11 protein-coding genes are annotated in these 18,720 nt (G+C 65.5%); 2 read left to right on the forward strand and 9 right to left on the reverse strand.

Translation table 11 applies throughout. The features are described from left to right. Nucleotides 1-102: 102 nt before the first annotated feature. On the forward strand, nucleotides 103-1,008 hold the full coding sequence (locus tag QZY01_RS13450) for a LysR family transcriptional regulator (protein WP_294537828.1): 906 nt from the start codon (nucleotides 103-105) through the stop codon (nucleotides 1,006-1,008). Here the strand turns inward: QZY01_RS13450 and QZY01_RS13455 are convergent. After that, the gene (locus QZY01_RS13455) at nucleotides 1,005-2,933 is read right to left on the reverse strand and encodes a glycosyltransferase (RefSeq protein ID WP_294537830.1); all 1,929 of its coding nucleotides are present in this window, start codon (nucleotides 2,931-2,933) and stop codon (nucleotides 1,005-1,007) included. The two genes, QZY01_RS13450 and QZY01_RS13455, sit on opposite strands and share 4 nt — an antisense overlap. A 59-nt stretch (nucleotides 2,934-2,992) precedes the next feature. Continuing rightward, nucleotides 2,993-3,538, reverse strand: a complete 546-nt coding sequence (locus QZY01_RS13460) for a hypothetical protein (RefSeq protein WP_294537832.1) — start codon at nucleotides 3,536-3,538, stop codon at nucleotides 2,993-2,995. Nucleotides 3,539-3,762: 224 nt separating this feature from the next. Here QZY01_RS13460 and QZY01_RS13465 point away from each other — a divergent pair, with 224 nt between their 5' ends. Then, nucleotides 3,763-5,211 carry a glycosyltransferase gene (locus QZY01_RS13465; RefSeq protein WP_294537834.1) on the forward strand — a complete coding sequence of 483 codons (1,449 nt, stop codon included), beginning with the start codon at nucleotides 3,763-3,765 and terminating at the stop codon, nucleotides 5,209-5,211. A 31-nt stretch (nucleotides 5,212-5,242) separates the two neighbouring features. On the opposite strand, the gene QZY01_RS13470 is transcribed toward QZY01_RS13465, so the two are convergent. From QZY01_RS13470 to QZY01_RS13500, 7 genes are all read right to left on the reverse strand, one after another. Then, a complete protein-coding gene (locus QZY01_RS13470) occupies nucleotides 5,243-7,591 on the reverse strand; it encodes a glycosyltransferase family 2 protein (RefSeq protein WP_294537836.1) in 2,349 nt (782 codons plus the stop codon). Nucleotides 7,592-7,874: 283 nt separating this feature from the next. Beyond that, complete coding sequence (locus QZY01_RS13475; RefSeq protein WP_294537838.1) at nucleotides 7,875-16,607, reverse strand: glucoamylase family protein; 8,733 nt, start codon at nucleotides 16,605-16,607, stop codon at nucleotides 7,875-7,877. An 88-nt stretch (nucleotides 16,608-16,695) separates the two neighbouring features. After that, nucleotides 16,696-17,193, reverse strand: coding sequence for a hypothetical protein (locus QZY01_RS13480; RefSeq protein WP_294537840.1), 498 nt, complete (start codon nucleotides 17,191-17,193; stop codon nucleotides 16,696-16,698). Between the two features lie 2 nt (nucleotides 17,194-17,195). After that, nucleotides 17,196-17,573 carry a hypothetical protein gene (locus tag QZY01_RS13485; protein ID WP_294537841.1) on the reverse strand — a complete coding sequence of 126 codons (378 nt, stop codon included), beginning with the start codon at nucleotides 17,571-17,573 and terminating at the stop codon, nucleotides 17,196-17,198. 4 nt (nucleotides 17,574-17,577) lie between these two features. Continuing rightward, nucleotides 17,578-17,841 (reverse strand): hypothetical protein, encoded by a 264-nt coding sequence (locus QZY01_RS13490; RefSeq protein WP_294537842.1) that lies wholly within the window; start codon nucleotides 17,839-17,841, stop codon nucleotides 17,578-17,580. Between the two features lie 143 nt (nucleotides 17,842-17,984). Continuing rightward, complete coding sequence (locus QZY01_RS13495) at nucleotides 17,985-18,116, reverse strand: hypothetical protein (protein ID WP_294537843.1); 132 nt, start codon at nucleotides 18,114-18,116, stop codon at nucleotides 17,985-17,987. A 454-nt stretch (nucleotides 18,117-18,570) separates the two neighbouring features. Beyond that, nucleotides 18,571-18,720 (reverse strand): cold shock domain-containing protein (locus QZY01_RS13500; protein WP_294537854.1); only part of this gene is annotated, 150 nt, incomplete at its 5' end.

Consider the following 18,720-nt stretch of genomic DNA (forward strand, 5'->3'; position numbering starts at 1 on the left):
CTCCTTCAATGCGCTTTTGCGTATGGAGGAGAGTCGTAGCTAAGCCTGGCGCGTGACAAAAATTCATTGTTTCGTCAATATCGTTCGGTTTAATAGAACGATATGAGGGACCTGAACTACAACCATCTTCGCTATTTCTGGGCGGTGGCGCATGCGGGCGGCCTCACGCGGGCGGCCGAGCGCCTGAACCTTTCGCAATCGGCGCTGTCGGTGCAGCTTCAGAAGCTTGAGTATCAGATGGGCCATGCCTTGTTCGAGCGCGTGGGCAAGAAGCTGGTTTTGACCGAGGCTGGCCAGATCGCGCTCGATTATGCCGACACGATCTTCAAATCCGGCGACGAACTGATGAGCACGCTGAAAGGACGCCCTCTGGCCAGCCGTCAGGTTCTCCGGGTCGGGGCGCTGACGACGCTTTCCCGCAACTTCCAACTGGAGTTCCTGCGGCCGCTGGTCGGCCGCTCCGATGTCGAGCTGATTGTTCGGTCGGGCAACATCCGCGACCTGCTTGCGCAATTGGAGGCCCACGCCATCGACGTCGTGCTGGCCAATATCGCCGCGCCGCACGACGCGCGTTCGTCGCTTCGCAATCACCTGCTCAACGAACAACCCGTCAGCCTGGTGGGCCGTCCCCGACCGGGGGGACGCAAGTTCCGCTTTCCCGAAGATCTGCGAACCGAGCCCCTGCTGCTGCCCAGTCTCGACAGCGATATCCGCGTGGCGTTCGACCGGATTCTCGAACTGGCCGGAATCAGACCGGTCATTGTCGCCGAGGTCGACGACATGGCCATGCTGCGTCTGCTCGCCCGCGAGCGCGAAGGCGTTACGCTTGCGCCGCCGATTGTCGTGCGCGACGAACTGGACGCTGGAATTCTGGTCGAGCACTGCCGGATCCCAGAGGTCACGGAACGATTTTTCGCCATCGTTCAGAAACGCCGGTTCCCCAACCGGCTGCTGGCGGACATGCTCCCAGTCCCCCCGTCGGCGAACGCGCCGCAGACGGCCCGTTAACGCCTGTCCGGCAAGCCCGCTCCGCTCGGTTCCGGTCGCGTCGGCGCTTTGCACGGCGTCGAAAGCAGCTCGCCCAATTTCGTGCGGAAAGCCCCGGCGACCGTTGGCCAGCCCAGATGGTTTTGGGCGAAGTCCTGTGCATTGGCGCCCATCCGGGCCAGCATTCCCGGATCGGCGAGCAATTCCTTGAGGCTGGCGGCGAAATCGTCCCGATCCACGACCCGGCCCGCGCGAAATTCGACCACCGGAAAGCCGCGCGCGCCAATCGGCGTGTTCAGCGTAGCCAGACCGTGAATCATGTAGTCGGGCAATTTGAGGCTCGATCCGCCGCCCGAACCAAGGGGATTGAGTGCGACATCCCAGCTGGTCAAGATTCGGCTTTTGCCGACTTCGTCGACGACGCCACGGAGAAGGACGTTGGCGGGGCAAAGGCCGGCGAGCGGATCGCAGACGCTGCCGACGAATTCGAACCGCACGTTGGGCAAGAGCGGCGCGATATGCTGCATGATGAAAAGCGCCGCCTCGACATTGGGCGGGTGGCTCGATCCCAGAAATCCGGCCTTTGCGGTTCGCATGCCCGCGCGCGCCGGCGCGTCGGCGTTCATGAGGCGGTCGGCGCCCGGCGCCGGCGGCGCGCAGCCATTTGGCGCCAGCACGACCGGAACGCCCGAAGACGCGAAATGGGCCGCGTCCTGTTGTGTGCAGCAAACGATGAGCCGCGCGCCTTTGACGAGCCTGTTCTCAAGCTCAAGGATAAAGCGGGAGAAGGTCGGACCGAGCGCATGATTTTTCAGCAGTTCGGCCTTGAGGCGCGCCTCGACATTATGAGCGCTGTAGATCACCGGCAGGTCCGGGCGAAGCGGCGCCAGTTCGTCCAGCGCCGGCGCCATGTAGGGGTGTTCGAAGATCAGGGCGTGGGCGCGCAGGGCGACAGCCGCCGCAATTTCGAGCAACAGGCGATTGTCGCCGACAAACAGGGCGGCGACGCCGTCATCGATCGAAACCGGCTGACGGTCGCTGACCGCAGCCTCGAAGCTCAGGTGAGCCGGCGTCTTCGGCACGCTCACAGCCATCACGCCCGGTGAGATCATGGAAATCTCAAAGTTGGCGCCGAAAGCCAGCAAGATCACGTCGCAATGCAGGTTGGCGTGGAGGTTTCTGATTCGCTCAGCGCCCCCGGAAAAACCGTCAAAAACCGGATAGTCGTTGAACGCCAGCGCCAGCGGCGGCGCCGGCTGCCCGGCGTCCGGCGGACATTCCAGATCGCGGGCGAATTTCTCGGCGATTTGACGCCAGGAAAAATGGGTTTCGACGAATTCCCTTCCCCTTGAGGTAATGCGCGTCGGATCGACTCCGTAAAACAGCCGGAATTTTTCGGCCTCATTCGCCGAAGCGGCGAAGACGCGCCGCGCTCGCCGCGCGAGAGCGCCTTCGCGCCGCATCAGTTCGATAAGAGCGGCGTCGAGGCCGGGTCCCTGCGCCATCGAGCCGAGCCGGGCCGCTTCAAGATGGGGCGCATCGTAAAATTCGGGGACAGGACAGAAATCGGCGAAAATCGGCTCCGAGTAGGGAAATTGATGGATCACGGCGTCGGCGCGGGCGGCGCGTTCCCGCGCGACGCGGCGCAGGTCACAGGCCGGATCGCCGACCGCGCGCGCAAGCGCCAGCCCCGACAATTCGACTGCTGCTCCCCGCCGCTCCAGCGCCGCGAAGGCCGCTCGCCATAACGCGTCCTTGGGAAAGCGCAGTTCGCGGTAACCTGGCGTATGGACGATTTCCTCGAATCCCCCGCCAAAATCCGTCGAAGTCAGCAAGGTGATGTCATGGGTTTGCGACAGCGCCCGGTAGAGTCCGTCAAAACGCGTCTCGCCGTTCGCTGGCGACGCGAGAGAAGGGAAAAAGGCAAGGACCAGAAGGGAACGCATCGCACGACCTTATCCCCGAAGAGGGCGCAGGAAAACGCTCGTTCGGGCAAGGTCTTGTTTCAATAAAGCGCGCGCTCGATTTCGTCGAGCCAGGGGCTTGGGTCCGGGACGACCAGAAATTGCCGATGGCGCAGACCGTTATCGCCGGATTCCAGAAACATTTTCAGCACGCCCCGGCGGCTGATCCGCCGGCTTTCGACCAGCGCGCAATCGGATTGAATCGTCTTCTCATCCAATTGTCTGTCGAGAATGCAAAGATACGCCAACGACAGAAATTCGGGCCCGCTTGCGTCGCGTTTTATGCGCGCGACGATTTCATACTCGTCGCATGAATCGATATCGGCGCTTTGGCGCTTGATCATGATGCACCAACCGCCCGCCTCCTCCTCCGGCCGCCACGACGGAAACAACAAGCTGCCGCCGGACAATTTTTCGGCGCTGGCTATGCCGATCTCGCAATAGGAAGGCGCCTCCGCCGCCCTCTTGTCCTCGCGACCTGCGCCGGCAGCAGATCTTGCCGTGACGGGCGCTGCATTGCGCAATTCTTCCAGCAGGAGTTGTTTATAATTGTCGGTAATCGGCCGGTAGCGATCCCGCATTGCCATGAGCCTGTCCCGCCTTCGCGATCCTTTTTTATCGGACGATGGATTATTGTCGGTAGCCTGAAAAAAGCAAGGCGAGCCTGGTCGGGTCGTTCGTCGCGCCAAGCCTCTCGTGCAACCTGCGGGCATTTGACTTAATCTCCCGTGCCGCGCCGCGACAGGCTGTCCCGCCCGTCCGGCCACCACGATGCGACAACAAACCTCCATCAGGCAGGAAAGGCGCCGCCATGACCGAGCCCGCCCGCACGCTTATCGGCAAGGCGCTTTCCCGTTTTGTGCGCGGCAAGCGTCGCCGGACTGGGCCGGGGCATGAAGTGTTCTTCGAGCCGGTCGATTTCCTGCGGCGCGAGGGCCTGCCGCCGCTTCTCGCCGTGATGGTCGCCATCTGGCTGATAAGGCCCGATCTGCAGCAGGCTTTCAATCTGGAGGCGACCGCCGGGCAGGATGGGCTTTTGCGCTGGTCCCTGACCCAGGGGGTGAAGGATTATCGCGCGCTGCACGACGCCCTGGGGCGCCCGGAGGTCGCCGCGCTCTATGGGTTGCGCGATCGCTCGTTCGGCGCGCCCGCCCCCGGTTTCGGCGAGGCGAGAGGCGGAGGCGTCAATGTCCTCGGCCATTTATTCGCTCATCTGGGCGTCGGAGAGGATGTGCGCTGCGCCGCCGCCGCCTTTGCCGCCGCCCATGTGCCGCATGTGCTAGTCGAGGTATCCGTCGGGACCGATATCGCGTTGGGGCCGCATGTCTATGGCGCCGAAATCCTCGACGCGCCGCGTTATGCGACGAATATCTTCTTCACTTCGGCGTTGGAGACGCTGCGTTTCTTTTGCGAAAAAGGCGAAGTCTGGTGGATTGGGCGGCGAACCGTCGGCGTCTGGCCCTGGGAATTGCCGGAATGGCCCGAAGCGCTGGAGTTCTGTCTCGCGCTGGTCGATGAAATCTGGGCGATGAGCGATTTTGTCCGCCGCGCCTATGAATTGGCCAGTCCTGCGCCGGTGGTGCTGATGCCGCCGGCGGTGGTCGTTGCGCCGTCGCGCGCGGATCGCCCGGCCTTCGGATTGCCCGCCGAGGCTTTCGTATTCGTCGCTTTTTTCGACGGCCTGTCTTCCTATGACCGGAAAAATCCCGAAAGCGCGGTGCAGGTGTTTCGCGCGGCTTTTCCGCCTTCCGAGCGCGCGCCCCGGCTTGTCGTCAAGTCGATCCGGGGTAAGGCCGATCCCGAGCGCTGGCAGGGGCTTGTGCGCCTCGCGCAGGGCGACTCGCGCATCCTTTTCATCGATGGCGACTGGACCCGGGAGCGAACCCTGGCCCTGCTCGCCAGTTGCGATTGTCTCGTCTCGCTCCATCGCTCGGAAGGATTCGGGCGCACGCTGGCCGAAGCGATTCTGCTGCGCAAGCCGGTCGTCGCGACCCATTGGTCGGGCAATCTCGATTTTCTCGCCGAGGGCGAGCAGCTTCTTGTCGAAGGCCCCTCACGGCGGGTCGAGGCGGGTGAGTATGCTTGGGGCGAAGGGCAATATTGGGCCGACCCCGATTGGGGCGCCGCGACCCTGGCGCTGCGCGAAGCCGCGCGCATTCGCACTCCGGCCGCCGCCAGCGCGGCCTTCGAGCCCGCGCGGATCGGCGCACGCTATCGCGCGCGGCTCGAAAAATTGGGCGCGATCACGCCGCTGGCGTAAGCGGCGCTTTCCCGCCGCGCCGTTTCGCGGGTCAGAAACCCGGCGGAACAAGGCGGGGCGGCGGGGAAAAATCCTGCCGCGCGCGAAGGTCGCGCGGCGGCCAGGAAAGCGCGCTGAAAGGAAATTCGTCGAGCGACAGCAAGGGGCTGTAACAGGGATCGGCAATCAACGCCTCGCCCCAGATGGCGCGCAGGTTTTCCAGTTCCCGCCGGAACCGGTCCTTTCGATCCGCGCGCCGGTCCAGGCCGCGACTGGCGGATTCGCGATGCAGCAGTTTCGCCTGGGTGGCCTGAATGACGCGCAACCCCTTGGCCCGCAATTTGAGGCAATAATCGACGTCGTTGAAATTGACCGGAAAATGCAGGCCGTCGAAACCGCCAAGCTCCAGAAATAACCGGCGGTCGGTCAAAAGGCAGGCGGCGGTGACGGCGCTGACTTCATGGGTTGCGGACAAAAGGTCGGCATATCCGAAATCGCCGTCGATCCGCTCGTTGAAGGCGTGGCCGGCGGCCAAATGCGGCCCGAGCACGACGCCGCCATGCTGCACCGCGCCGTCGGGCCATAATAGCGTAGCGCCGACGGCGCCGACATCGGGCTCGGCCATGCGCCCGAGCATTTCATCGAGCCAGCCGGGAGTGAGCGCCTCGACGTCATTGTTGAGCAGCAGCAGGTAGTCGCCGACGGCGATCGAGGCGCCCTTGTTGATGATTTTCGCGAAATTGAACGGACCGCCGACGCGGATGACGCGGACGCCCCTTTGGACGATCTGCGCGAAAAAAGCGAGGGAAGCCGGATCGGACGAGTCGTTGTCGAGCACGATCGCTTCATGGCGGGCGAGGTCCACCGTGGCGAAGAGAGAGTTGAGACAGGGTTGCAACAGATCGACGCGGTCGCGGGTCGGGATCAGAATCGAAACTTTTCCGCGCGGCGCCCGGCGCATTACACGCACGCACGCAAACAGCGCGCCGACGCCCGGTTCGATTTTCGCCTGAACGCCGCGCGCGGCAAGATGCGCCCGGTTGGCCAGCGCCAGCGCCTGCGTGGCCGCGACGACTTCGAGGCGGGGCAATCGCGCCAGAAAGCCGGGCTGGTGGACGGGCGTCGCAGCGGCGGGATGCGGCGGGCGCGGCCCCGCCGCAGGCCTTGCGTCCTGCGAAAAATTGAACAGGCGAAACAGATTTTCGGCGCCGCCGGCCACCGCCGCTCGGGCGGCAGGCGTCGGCAAGGCGAACAACAGCGCCGCAAAACCCTGTTCCAGCATCCGCTCATAGCCGAAGGCCGGGAGCGCGACGGGCCATTCGCCGCCGTGGCTTTGGGCGAGGGTGAAGTCGCCATAGGCCGCCGGGGCGCCCGGGAAAAGCGCCAGCGCCCGCGCCAGTTGCGCCAGCGCCGTCGGCTCGAAAACCGCGCCACAGGGTGCGAAGACCACGAGTTCGCAGTCTTTCGCCTCGCCGTCGAGGAAGTCGCGCAGGGATCCGTTGTGAAACGACGACTCGCCGCCGCCCTCAAACACGGCGGCGACCCATTCGCACCCGCGCTGCGCCTCCAGACTGGCGACGCTGGCCTCGACGTCGCGTTCGCCGATCAGGGCCACGCCGATTTTCGGCGTCGGATTTTCGAGCGCCGCCCGATCCGGCGCGGGCGTGGGCGCGCCAAAAAACCTCTCGCGCCAATGCGCCAGCATCGAGAAAGGCAGCGACTGCGGCGCGCGCCGGTCGAACAATTTCGTGCGCGGCTGTTGCGCTTCGAGCGCGGCGTGTTGGTCGACAAACCGCGCCAGCCCATCCTCGAAGGCGACGAAGCCGCAGGGACTGCCGGACAATTCCCGCTCATGGTCGTCGAGAATTTGCACCTGGCGGGCGCGGCCGTCGGCGAACTGGATTGGCAAGAACAGGTCGAAGCCGCGCGCCCGCGCCGTATCGCCGTCGCCGACATGGGCCCAATGCGCAGGCATGGTTTCCGCCACGATCTGGCCGTCGTGCAGGGCGCGAACGCGGCTCGTCGCGTCGGCGCCTTTGCCGAGCCAGCCGTTGAAGCGCAGGCCGCCAAGCCAGCGCACGGCGCCGGCGGGGTTGGCGTCGCCGCCCTCCGGCTCCAAAGCCGGCGCCAGCAAAGGCGGCGCGAGGACATCGCCGCGATTGGCGAGTCGGACTTCGATCTGACGGGTGACGCCAAGCGCCGCCCGGTCGATGTTGAAGACAAAACCATGACAGCCGTCGCCGTCGCGATAGGACGGTTCGTCGCGGGCGAGATGAGCAACGTGCAGTTCGGCGCGGGCGATGGCGGTCGGGACGCCGTCGATCAGCAATTCGACGATAAATCGCTTTTCGGGATCGCGGGGATCGAAGACATGGCCGCAAATCCCGGTCGGCGAAACCATCGACCATTTTGCATGCGGCGTAGCGGTTTTTTTCCCGTGCGGACGGGAATCGGAAAGGGGCATGGTTCTGACGATCCGCGCCGCGGGGATTTGCGCGGGACGAGGGGTTTTGCGGCGGCGCGACCTGAACGGGCGCGATCCTCGCCGCGCCGCGCCGCCGCGCGCAACATAATATCCGGCAAGTTCGAAGTCGAGCGACCTCGCCGCACGGCCCGCCCGGCGCGCGGGCCGGCGATGGCAACCCGTCGCTTTTCCCGAGCCGGTCGCGGGCGCGACCGGCCGTTTATCCAAGCCGAACGACGAGGCGTCGGGTGGCGCCGTCGTCGGCGAGCGGCAGCCTGAGCGGATGCGTTTCGACTTCGGCGCCGTCGAGGGCGGCAAAGGCGACGCCGCGTTCGACTCCCTCGGTATTATCGACGTGAATTTCGTAGCGCGACGACCGATGCCGAAGGGTGAAGTCGAAGCCGGCCCAGGCTTTGGGGATGCAGGGATCGATGCACAGGCAATCGCCCTCCAGCCGCATTCCGAGAATGCTCTCCACGCCGGCGCGCTGCATCCAGGAGGCCGAGCCCGTATACCAGGTCCAGCCGCCGCGCCCGACATGGGGCGCAATGGCGTAGATGTCGGCCGCGACGACATAGGGCTCGACCTTGTAGCGATGCACATCCGCCCGCGTGCGGGCGTGGTTGATCGGATTGAGCATCGAAAACAGCCCGCCAGCCTTGTCGCCCTGGCCGAGTTTGGCGAAGGCCATCACCGACCAGACGGCGGCATGGGTATATTGGCCGCCGTTCTCGCGGATGCCCGGCGGATAGCCCTTGATATAGCCGGGATCGAGCGGGGTCTTGTCGAACGGCGGCGCGAACAGCGGCGCGAGCCCATCCCGCGTCCGGATCAGCTTTTGTTCCAGCGACGCCATGGCGCGCCCGGCCCGTTCGGGCGACCCGCCGGCGGAAAGCGCGGCCCAGGACTGCGCGATGCAGTCGATCTGGCATTCGTCGCTCGTCGCGGAGCCAAGCGGCGTCCCGTCGTCGTAAAAGCCGCGCCGATACCATTCGCCGTCCCAGGCCTCGCGCTCCAGCGCCTCCTGCAAGGCGAGCGCGTGGGCGCGCCATTTTTCCGCGCGAGCTTGCTGGCCGCGAACTTCGGCCAGGCTGGCGAACCTGTTCAGTGTGGCGAACAGCAGCCAGCCAAGCCAGACGCTCTCGCCGGCGCCGCCAATGCCGACGCGGTTCATGCCGTCGTTCCAGTCGCCGCCGCCGATCAGCGGCAGGCCATGGACGCCCAGAGCCAGGCTGCTGTCGAGCGCGCGGGCGCAATGTTCGAACAGCGTCGCGATTTCCACGCCGACCGAGGGAACAAAGAAAATGTCATTTTCCTCGGGCGCCAGCGTCTGGCCTTCCAGAAACGGCAGTTCCTCGTCGAGGATTGCGGCGTCGCCGCTGACCTCGACATATTGGCCGACAGTGAATGCCAGCCAGGCGCGGTCGTCGGAAATGCGCGTGCGCACGCCCTGTCCGGAATGGGGCAGCCACCAATGCTGGACATCGCCTTCGACGAACTGCCGCCCCGCCGCGCGCAAAATATGCTGCCGCGTCATGGCCGGGCGCGAGCCGGACAAGGCCATGCCGTCCTGCAACTGGTCGCGGAAACCATAGGCGCCGCTGGCCTGATAAAAGGCCGAGCGCGCCCAGAGGCGACAGGCGATGGTCTGGTAGAGCAGCCAGCCGTTGAGCATGATGTCCATGGCCCGGTCCGGCGTCTTGACCGCGACGGCGCCGAGCACATCGTCCCAATAGTTGCCGACCTCGGCGAAAACCGCGTCGAGATCGGCGCCGCGATAAAGCGCGATCAGGCGCCGCGCTTCGAGCGAATCGGCGGCTTCGCCAAGCAAAAAGACGACTTCGACGCTCGCGCCCGGCGCCAGCGCGAGGCTCGTGCGCAGCGCCGCGCAAGGATCGAGGCCGGCCCCCAAAAGATTCGACAAGGGGCCGCCGTCGGCCAGCGCCAAGGGATCGCGGAGCGTCCGGTTGCGGCCGATGAACTCCCTTCGGTCGCCGGTCCAGTCGCTCTGGAGCCCGCTGAAATCGGCGAAGGCGACACGCGCGCCAAAAGCCCCGCTCCAGGGATTGCGCGCGAAGATCGCGCCGGTCGCGGAATCGAGCGCAGTCGTCACGAAGGCCAGTCCGGCCGGGCGCGACGGGCCGAGCGCCCATTCGACATAGCCGGTGACGCTCAGATGACGGACGCGGTCCGAGAGATTGCGCAGTGTCAGACGCGATATCTTGACCGGCGCGTCCATCGGCACGAATTGCGTGAGATCGGACGAGATGGCGTGGCTCGCATGTTCGAACCGGCTGTAGCCGCGTCCATGGCGGGCGACATAGGTCGCCGCCTCGACGCGGATCGGCAGGGCGGTCGGACTCCAGGTCGCGCCGCTGTCGTCGTCGTGAATGAAAAACGCCTCGGACGGAGGATTGGAGACGGGATCGTTCGACCAGGGCGTGATCTGGTTTTCGCGGCTGTTGAGCGACCAGGTGCAGCCGCCGCCTTCCGTCGCCGTCTGGAAGCCGAAGCTCTCGTTGGCGACGACATTGATCCAGGGGGCGGGCGTCGCCTGGCCGGGTCCGAGGATCGTCACATATTCCCGGCCATCCCGGGCGAACCCGCCAAGCCCGTTGAAAAACTCCAGATTTTCGCTCGACGGCGTCGGGACCGCCGGATCTCGCCCGGCGGCCCGATCGAGATTGTCGGCCCAATCCTGCTTCGTGGCCCATTTTCGCCTTGGGGACCATTTTCGTCTCCCGGTCCATTTTCGCCTGACGGCCCAATCCATCCTGCCGGCCCAATCCGGAATGCCGGCTTCTGGCGGCGCCTGGCGGGAGATCGACTCGGTCGGCGCCTCCGGTTCGAAGATCCGGTCGAGCTGCGCGAACAGCCCGCCGCGCTGCGCCACGAGGACGACCCGCGCCACGGCCTCCAGCAGGGCCGAAGATTCGGGGGAAATGAGGTCGCCGCGCAGCACGAACACGCCGCCGGCGGAATCCTCGCCGCGCATCCGGCGCCGCATCTGGCGGCTGCGGCGCAGGGTTTCGAGCGCGATCTGAAGATCCTGAACGTATGAGGACTTGCGCTCGTTGAGGATCACCAGATCGACGGCGAGTTGCTTCATCCGCCAATATTCGTGCGCCTGCAGCAACTCGCGCGCGATGTCGATATCGTCGGTGTCGGAAATGCGCAGCAGCACGATCGGCAGGTCGCCGGATATGCCATGCGTCCAGAGCCCCGATTGCGCCCCGGCGCCGCGAAGAATGGCTTCGGACGGCGGGCGCAAGGTCGGGCTGGCATAGACCACATGGCCCGCCAGACGCTGGAACAGGGCGGCTTCGCCCGCCGTTACGCCGAGATGATGCAATTGCACCTGCGCCTGGGTCCAGGCGAGGGTCGTGGCGCGTGAAAAAGCGGTGACGTCGCGATGCTTGTCGATGATGTCGAGCAGGATATCGCGGCTTGAGGCAGCCATGGTCCAGAACGAAATCCGCGCCACCGCGCCGGGCGCGATCCGCACGCGCCGGCGCAGCGCGAAGATCGGATCGAGCACCACGCCGACGGTGTTGGAAAGCTTGCGTCCGTCGATCATGGCGATGGGCGTCCTGATTCCCTGGCCGCGCCCGAGGAAGCGCGCGCGGTCGGTTTCGACTTCCGTTCCGCCGATGGTTTCGCCATCGACGACGGCAAGCTGGCCGACCCAGATGTCCGGCTCGTCGCGATCGCGTTTGCGCCGCGTGGCGATGAGCGCGCCGACGTCGGTCAGAAATTCCGTCTCGACGAATAATTTCGAAAAGGCAGGATGCGCGATATCCGCCGCCTGCGGCGCCAGCACCAGTTCGGCATAGGAGGTGATTTCGACTTCGCGACTGAAGGCGCCGACGTTTACGATCGCGACGCGCCGCACTTCGGCGTCGTCTTCCGAGGAAACCAGCACTTCCATGGTTGTCGTCAGCGACCCGTCGCGGCGGGTGTATTCCGCCCGGTCCTCGTCGAAGGCGACACGATAGGCGTCGGGTTCCCGCCCGCTCGGCTGAAAGCCCGCCGACCAGACCACATTGCTTTGCGTGTCCCGCAGAAAAATATAGGAGCCGTAATCGTCGCGGGCGGCGTCTTCGCGCCAGCGGGTCAGCGCGAGCTTTCCCCAGCGGCTGTAGCCGGAGCCGGCGCTGGTCAGCATTGTCGAAAACAGGCCGTTGGACAGGAGATGCGTCGCCGGCGTCGACTGATGCGCGCCGGTGAAGCGTCGTCCGCCGAGCGGTTCGACATCGCCTGCTTTCCTGGCCGAGGACTTGGTTTCCGCCGCCCAGGGATGGCTGATGGCGACGTCGCGCGGAATACGTTCCTGCAACAGGAGTTCGGTCGCCTGCACCATCGGTTCGGCGTGGAATCGCGCCCGCATTCGGCCGCCCAACACGGCATTGGCGATGGCGACGATGGTCATGCCCTCGTGGTGCGCCATGAAAGCGCGCACGATGGCGCTGTGCTGGCCGGCCGGCACGCGCGCCGGGGTATAGTCCAGCGCCTCGTAAAAGCCGTAGCGGCCGAGCGCGCCGACTTCGGCAAGGATTTGCAGATTTTCGCGCGCCGCATGGGGATCGACCATGGCCGCCAAAGCGGTCGCGTAAGGCGCGACGACGCAATGATCGGCCAGACCGCGCTTGAGCCCGAGGCCCGGAATGCCGAAATTGGAATATTGATAGGTCAGCTCCAGATCGCGCGCATTATAGGCCGATTCCGAAACGCCCCATGGAATGGGGCAAGCCATGCGAAGGTTTTTGGCGAAATCGATCTGGCGCCGGACGACGAGGCGGTTGGTCGCGTCCAGCAGACTTCCCGCGGGTTCGCGCATGATCAGCGCGGGCATCAGATATTCGAACATCGATCCCGACCACGAGATCAGTGCGGCGCCCTTGGCGACCGGGGTGACGGAGCGGCCGAGATGGAACCAGTGGCGGGCGGGAATATCGCCCTTGGCGATGGCGAAGAAACTCGCCAGCCGCGCCTCGGAGGCCAGCAGGTCGTAGCAATTGACGTCGAGCGTCCCATCGGGCGCCTCGCAGCCGATCGACAGCAGATTGCGCTTGCGGTCGATGAGAAAACTGAAGTCCATCGCCATCGCCATCGAGCGGGCGGCTTTCTCCAGCTTCGCCAGCCGGAATCGCAAGGCGCTCGCGTCGTCGGCGTCGCGCGCAAGATCGGCGCGATGCGCGGCGATCGTGTTTTGGCAGGCCTGCGCCCAGAACAGCAAGTCGGCGTCGGCTTCTTCGCCGCGTTCGGTGGCCCGCGCTCGGGCCATGTCGACCATGGCGCCGGCTTGACCCTTGAGCTTTTCCAGCCGAAGCACGAAATCATCGGGCGCGGCAAGGGTCTCGTGCGCGGTGGCGGCGAGCGTAGCGAGCGCTTCGTCGAGTTGTCGCCAGGGCACGGTCTGGGTGACCGTATGGGTCTTGCGGCCGTCCTGCAGGCGCGCCGCCTCCAGGCGCGTCAGGTCCACGGCGTCGGCTATGCCCGCGAGGCGCGATGTCGCGTCGAATGGCGCCCCGGATTGCGCTCCTCGCCAATCGCGGCAGGCCGTGGCGAGCGCGATCAGGTGCCCGGCAAGATTGCCGCTGTCGACCGAAGAGACATATTTCGGGTCGAGCGGCCGCAAATCGCGGGTGTCGTACCAATTGAAGAAATGGCCGCGGAAGCGTTCCATGCGGTTCATCGTAGCCAATGTCGCCTCAAGCCGCTCGACGGTTTCGGCGGTTCCGATCCATCCGAAATCGCGGGCGCTCGCCACCGACAGGAGGTAAAGGCCGATATTGGTCGGCGAGGTGCGATGCGCGAGGGCCGGTGTCGGATCCTCCTGAAAATTGTCGGGCGGCAGCATGTTGTCGGCGCCGGTGACGAAGGTCTCGAAAAAACGCCATGTGCGGCGAGCGGTGCGGCGGAGGGCCCGCGCGTCGTCGGCGGACGGGGCCTGTCTTTCGGCGAACCGGGGCGGCAGGCTGACGGCGCGCGCGACGGCCGGCGATGCCAGCCAGAGGGCCGCGAACACGCCGGCGAGCAATAGGTTTTCGCCTCCGCCAATCCAGCCGGCGATCAGGGCCAGCGCGCCGATGACCACGGCGCCGAACATGCGGCGATAATAGCCGGGCAGGTCGAGCCGCCGGGCTTTGCTCGCCTGCGCGGCGGGAACCCATTCGAGCAGGTTCCTGTGGCTCACATAGAGCCGATACAGGGTGCGTAAAATCGCATCGCCCATGAGCCAGGCCTGATCGGCCAGGAAGATGAGGGTGAGCGCGGACAGAACGAGGGCCAGCTTCAGGTCGCCGGCGAGCGCCCGAAAATGGCTGGAAAGCGTGATGCCGGGGCTGCGCGGCGGGATCGCCATGATGACCGGAATCATCGGCGGCAGGACGATGGTTGCGACCACGAAGCCGGTCCAGACGAGGGCCGCGTGGAACGGCAGCAGCCATCCGGCGAGCAAGGCGAGGACGGCCGAGGGCGCAACGAGCGTGCGGCGCAGGTTATCGAGCATTTTCCAGCGCCCGATCGCCGGAATGGCGGCGTTTTTCGCCGCGCCGGCGGTTTTGCGTCCGCGCCCCAAAATCCAGGGCAGCAGCTGCCAGTCGCCGCGCGCCCAGCGATGATGGCGCAGCGCGCCGACGTCGTAGCGCGCGGGAAATTCCTCGACGACTTCGACGTCGGAGGCGAGCCCGGCGCGGGCGAACACGCCCTCGAACAGATCGTGGCTCAGCAAAGTCGAATCGGGCGCCCGGCCCTGGAGCGCGGCCTCGAAAGCGTCAATGTCGTAAATGCCCTTGCCGGCATAAGAGCCTTCGCCGAACATGTCCTGATAGACGTCGGAAACCGCCGAGGCATAGGGGTCGATGCCGCTCAGGCTCGAAAAAATGCGTTGGAACAGCGAGCCTTCGAGGCCGACCGGCAGCGACGGGGTCACGCGGGGCTGCAGGACGCCATAGCCTTCGACGATCCGCCCTAGCGCCGAGTCGAAACGCGGCCGGTTGAGCGGATGCGCCATCTTGCCGATCAGCCGGCGCACCGCGTCGCGCGGCAGGCGGGTGTCGCCATCGAGCGTGACGACATAGCGCGTTTCGGGGGGCGCGAAGGGCGGCGCGCCATCGATATGGACAAAGCCGGTATCGCCGTCGCCGCGCAAGAACCGGTTCAGCTCGTGCAATTTGCCGCGTTTGCGCTCCCAGCCCATCCAGCGCTGCTCGCTGTCGCTCCAGACGCGATGGCGATGCAGCAACAGGAAGCGGGGGCCGCCGGGCGCCGGGCCATAAAGCGCGTTCAACCGCGCCACGCCCTTTGCCGCGACCGCGAGCAGCGCCGCGTCGTCGTCGATGTTTTCGCTTGGCGCGTCGAGCCAGTCGGAGAGCAGCGCGAAATGCAGATCGCCTTCGGGGCTGGCGAGATGGTGGATTTCCAGGCCTTCGATCTGCTCTTCGATCGCTTTCGGCGTGGTCAACAGCGTCGGCACGGCGACCAGGGTGCGCAAAGTCCGGGGAACGCCGGCGGCAAGCTCCAGCGCCGGCAGCAGATTGGCCTGGAAGCCGAAACCGACCGCGCGATTGACCAGGGCGACCGCCGCATCCATGGCGGGGATCAGGCCCAGGCCTGCGAGAATCCAGAGCGGCCAACCCGAAAGGCCCGCGGCGGCCAGGATGGCCAGCGCGGCGGCCAGAACGACGAGCGCGGCGAGGGCGATGGCGCCGGCGTAAACGCCGATGCTTGAGGACCGGCGCAGGCGGGCGCGCCATTTGCGCGCTTGCGGGCGATAACCGATCGCCATTTCGAATTGAGGGCGGCCGTCGCCGATCAGATGATAGCCGGTATCGGTCTTGCGCTCGTCGGACTGCGCCGCCGCGACGTTATGAAAACGCTTGGCCGTCGCCATGGCGCTGTGCGCGACATCAAGTTCGGCGGCGTTGGAGCCGCGCGCCAGTTCCTCGATGGCCGTGCGATAAAGATTGCGCGTCGGGAAATCCATGTCGCGGAAACCGCCGTCGGCGCCGAGCGTCTCGTCGACGAGACTGACTTCCTCGAACAGATCCTTCCACTCGACATCGGAAATCAGGCGTAGGCTGGTGATGATGTTGCGCATCGAGACGCTGGTCGCGCCCTGTCGCTGGTGGACCGCGCGCACGACCATGTCGGCGCTGGTGAGTTGCGCCGCCAGGCGCTGGTCGAGCCAGGTCAAGGCCGGCGTCACGCGCGGGTCCTGGTCGCGCAGCCTGTGGATCAGTTGCACCGCGAAGGCTTCCGCGCTCACGTCGTTCTCGTACCCGGCGAGCGCTGTACGCAGCGGCTGGGCGGTTTTGCCGGCTACTCCAAGCAAACGGTCGGCGAGATCGTCCGCCCGCTGGCGCGCCGCGCGGCCCTTGACGATCTGCTCGGCGAGGCGGCGCAGATTTTCGATCATGACGATCCGCAGCGTGATCGACACCGCCCATAATTCGCCGATCGTCAGCGGCTGGATCTGCTGATAGGCGCGCACATAGCCGACTAGCAATTCGGAATCGAAACGGCTGTCGGTATGGGCGACAAAAGCCCAGGCCAGGCCAAGCACCCGCGGGTAGTTTTTGAACGACCCTTCCGCGAGTTTCGGCAATTGCCGGTAATAGCCGGGGGGCAGATCCGAGCGGATTTCGCTGATCTGTTTTTCGACGAGATGGTAATTGTCGATCAGCCATTCCGCCGCCGGCGTTACGGCCACGCCATCGGCGGTTCCCTGCAACAGGCTCTTGTAGGCGGCAAGCAGGGTGGCCCCGTTCTCGGCGAGACGTCCTGCGAGCGGATGCCCTTTGGCCGGCTTCGGCGTGACCTTTTGCGCGACGGCGAGGCTTCGCGCATGTTCCTCCATGCGCTCGGCGCTGAAAAGTTCCCCCCGAACAGGTTCCGGATTGTCCCAGGGCGAGGGCGCGCGCCCGAACAAGCTTGGCGAAAACAGGGTCACGAGGGCCTCGGATCGGAAATGGAGATGCGCCCGATGTCCCGGCAGGCTCGACTTTGCGTCCGGGACCGATGGGACGGGCCCCTTAAGGTCATGGATTGGCTTTGTCGGCGACCGGCGCGGAGGCGGCGGGCGGGCGCTGCGAGGCGTCGAAAGGCGGCGTCTTCCTGAAAATGCCAAGCAGCGCCAGCGCGAGCACCAATGCGATGGCGACCGGTATGAGGCGCTTGCCGCGCGGTGCGGCGTCCCTGAAGGCGGAAGTCTCTGAGGCCTCGGTCTTGAAGGCGGCGGTTCTGGCGCCGACGAAGGGAAGTTTGATCTCTTCGCGCGCGGATGGAAGAAGCGATAAAAGCCGGTTGGCGATGGCTTCGCCATCGGCTTCGCCTTGATCGGGGATCACGCGCGCCAGCGCTTCGAGCGCCACGGCTTTCGGCAATTTGGCGAGGCGCGCGGCTTCCTTCCAGGGATCGGCGCCCGAGCGGGCGATCGCGGAAACCATCGTCAGCGGCATGCCGTTGCCTTCGTCGCACACCACGGCGTAGAGGAAGGGCTCGTATTCCTGGCCAAGAGGCGGAAAAGCTTGCGCCATGCTCACTCCAATCCCTGAACCGGTTCTTGAACAGGCGCGGAAACAGGCTCCTGGCCGCGCCATTGCTCGGGCGCCGTCGGAAATTCTCCCGTCACGTCAACGGCTGCGACTTCGCTGGCCTCGCCCAGCGTCGGGTCGGAAAAACGCAAAGCGAGGACGAGGCCCCGGTCGGTCAGCAATTGCAGGTCGGTGCGACCGAACAGGCTTTTGAGCGCGTCGCCGGAAAGCTGGATTTCGCCGCAACCGGTGACGCCGATGTTGGGGCGAAAATAGCCGTCGAGATCGAATTTCGCCGCCGCGATGTTTTCGCCATTGTGCTGGACAAAGCCGTTTCCGGAAATTCCGCCCAGATAGCGCAGCGGTTTTGTCTTGAAGGCCATGGTTTCACCTTTCCTCGCCGTCGGCGGCCAATGCGATCCCAAACTCGCTGGCGTCGATGGAAACCATTTGTTCGGGGCCGCCTTTGGTCTCGAGCGACGGCAGACGCAACGTCGTCCCGACGCGGCGAAAGGCGACGCGCGACAGGCCCGAAATCTCTTCCTCGTCGGTGACGAGACGATAGGTTCCGGCCGGTTGCGCGGAGTCGAATTGCGACAAATGGAATGGGCGGCGGAAGGTGACCAGGGTTTCGGTGGTGCGCGCGGGCATGGGATGTTCCTCTTTAAGCATCTTCGGATTTTCAATTCCGGAGAATCCCGTTTTGAAAAACCCGGCTGCGGCGCGCGGCGAAACCGGGCGCAGCAAAAAGTTCGGCGCGCGGGCCATGCCGCAACAACCAGGACAGGCGAAAGTCAGCCCTTTTTGGGCGGCTTGATCGGCGTGAGCTTGCCCGCCGCCAGCAAGGGGGGAGCAACGGCGGCCGCCGTCTTGACGGCTTTGGGCTTCTTGGCTTCGCGATTGCCGCGCTTCTGTTCCTTGACCATGACACACTCCTGTCGCGCGCCGTTGCGAGACGCGTAAGCACATGTTCCCAAAAAGCCGGAGCTCCCTGGATCGAAAAATCGCTTGTTGACACGCCTCGCCGCCGCCAGTTCGATGCATGGCGCATCCCGGACAGGCGCCGGCGTAAAAGACAAAAACCCCGCAACCTTGGAAAGGCGCGGGGCTCTGCAAGCGCCGAGCGCTTTTTGCCGTGAGGTTCGAATTCCCTCGCGTGCCGGACAGATCGCCGGCCCGGAGGATCGTTCGCGGCCAGCCGGTCGCCAGTACATCCGTGGTCGACCCGAAAAGGCGCGAACGATCTTCGCCGGCATCGCGGGTCTGGACCCGCCGGCGAAGGCCAATTGTTCGATCTGGCGACAGGCGCCGACGACGCGGCTTGCGGTCGCCTCCCGCTGTTGCCTGCTCCCGCTGGCTTTCACCTGCGGGGAAATGACTTCAGCTCACGATTTCGAGCTTTTCGGCCGACATCTTGCCGCTCTTGCGGTCGGCGACCAGTTCGAAGGAGACTTTGTCGCCCTCCCGCAGCTGGCTGAGGCCGGAGCGCTCGACGGCGCTGATGTGGACGAAGGCGTCCTTGCCGCCATC

The sequence above is a fragment of the uncultured Rhodoblastus sp. genome, assembly GCF_903903185.1.
Classification (GTDB): domain Bacteria; phylum Pseudomonadota; class Alphaproteobacteria; order Rhizobiales; family Beijerinckiaceae; genus Rhodoblastus.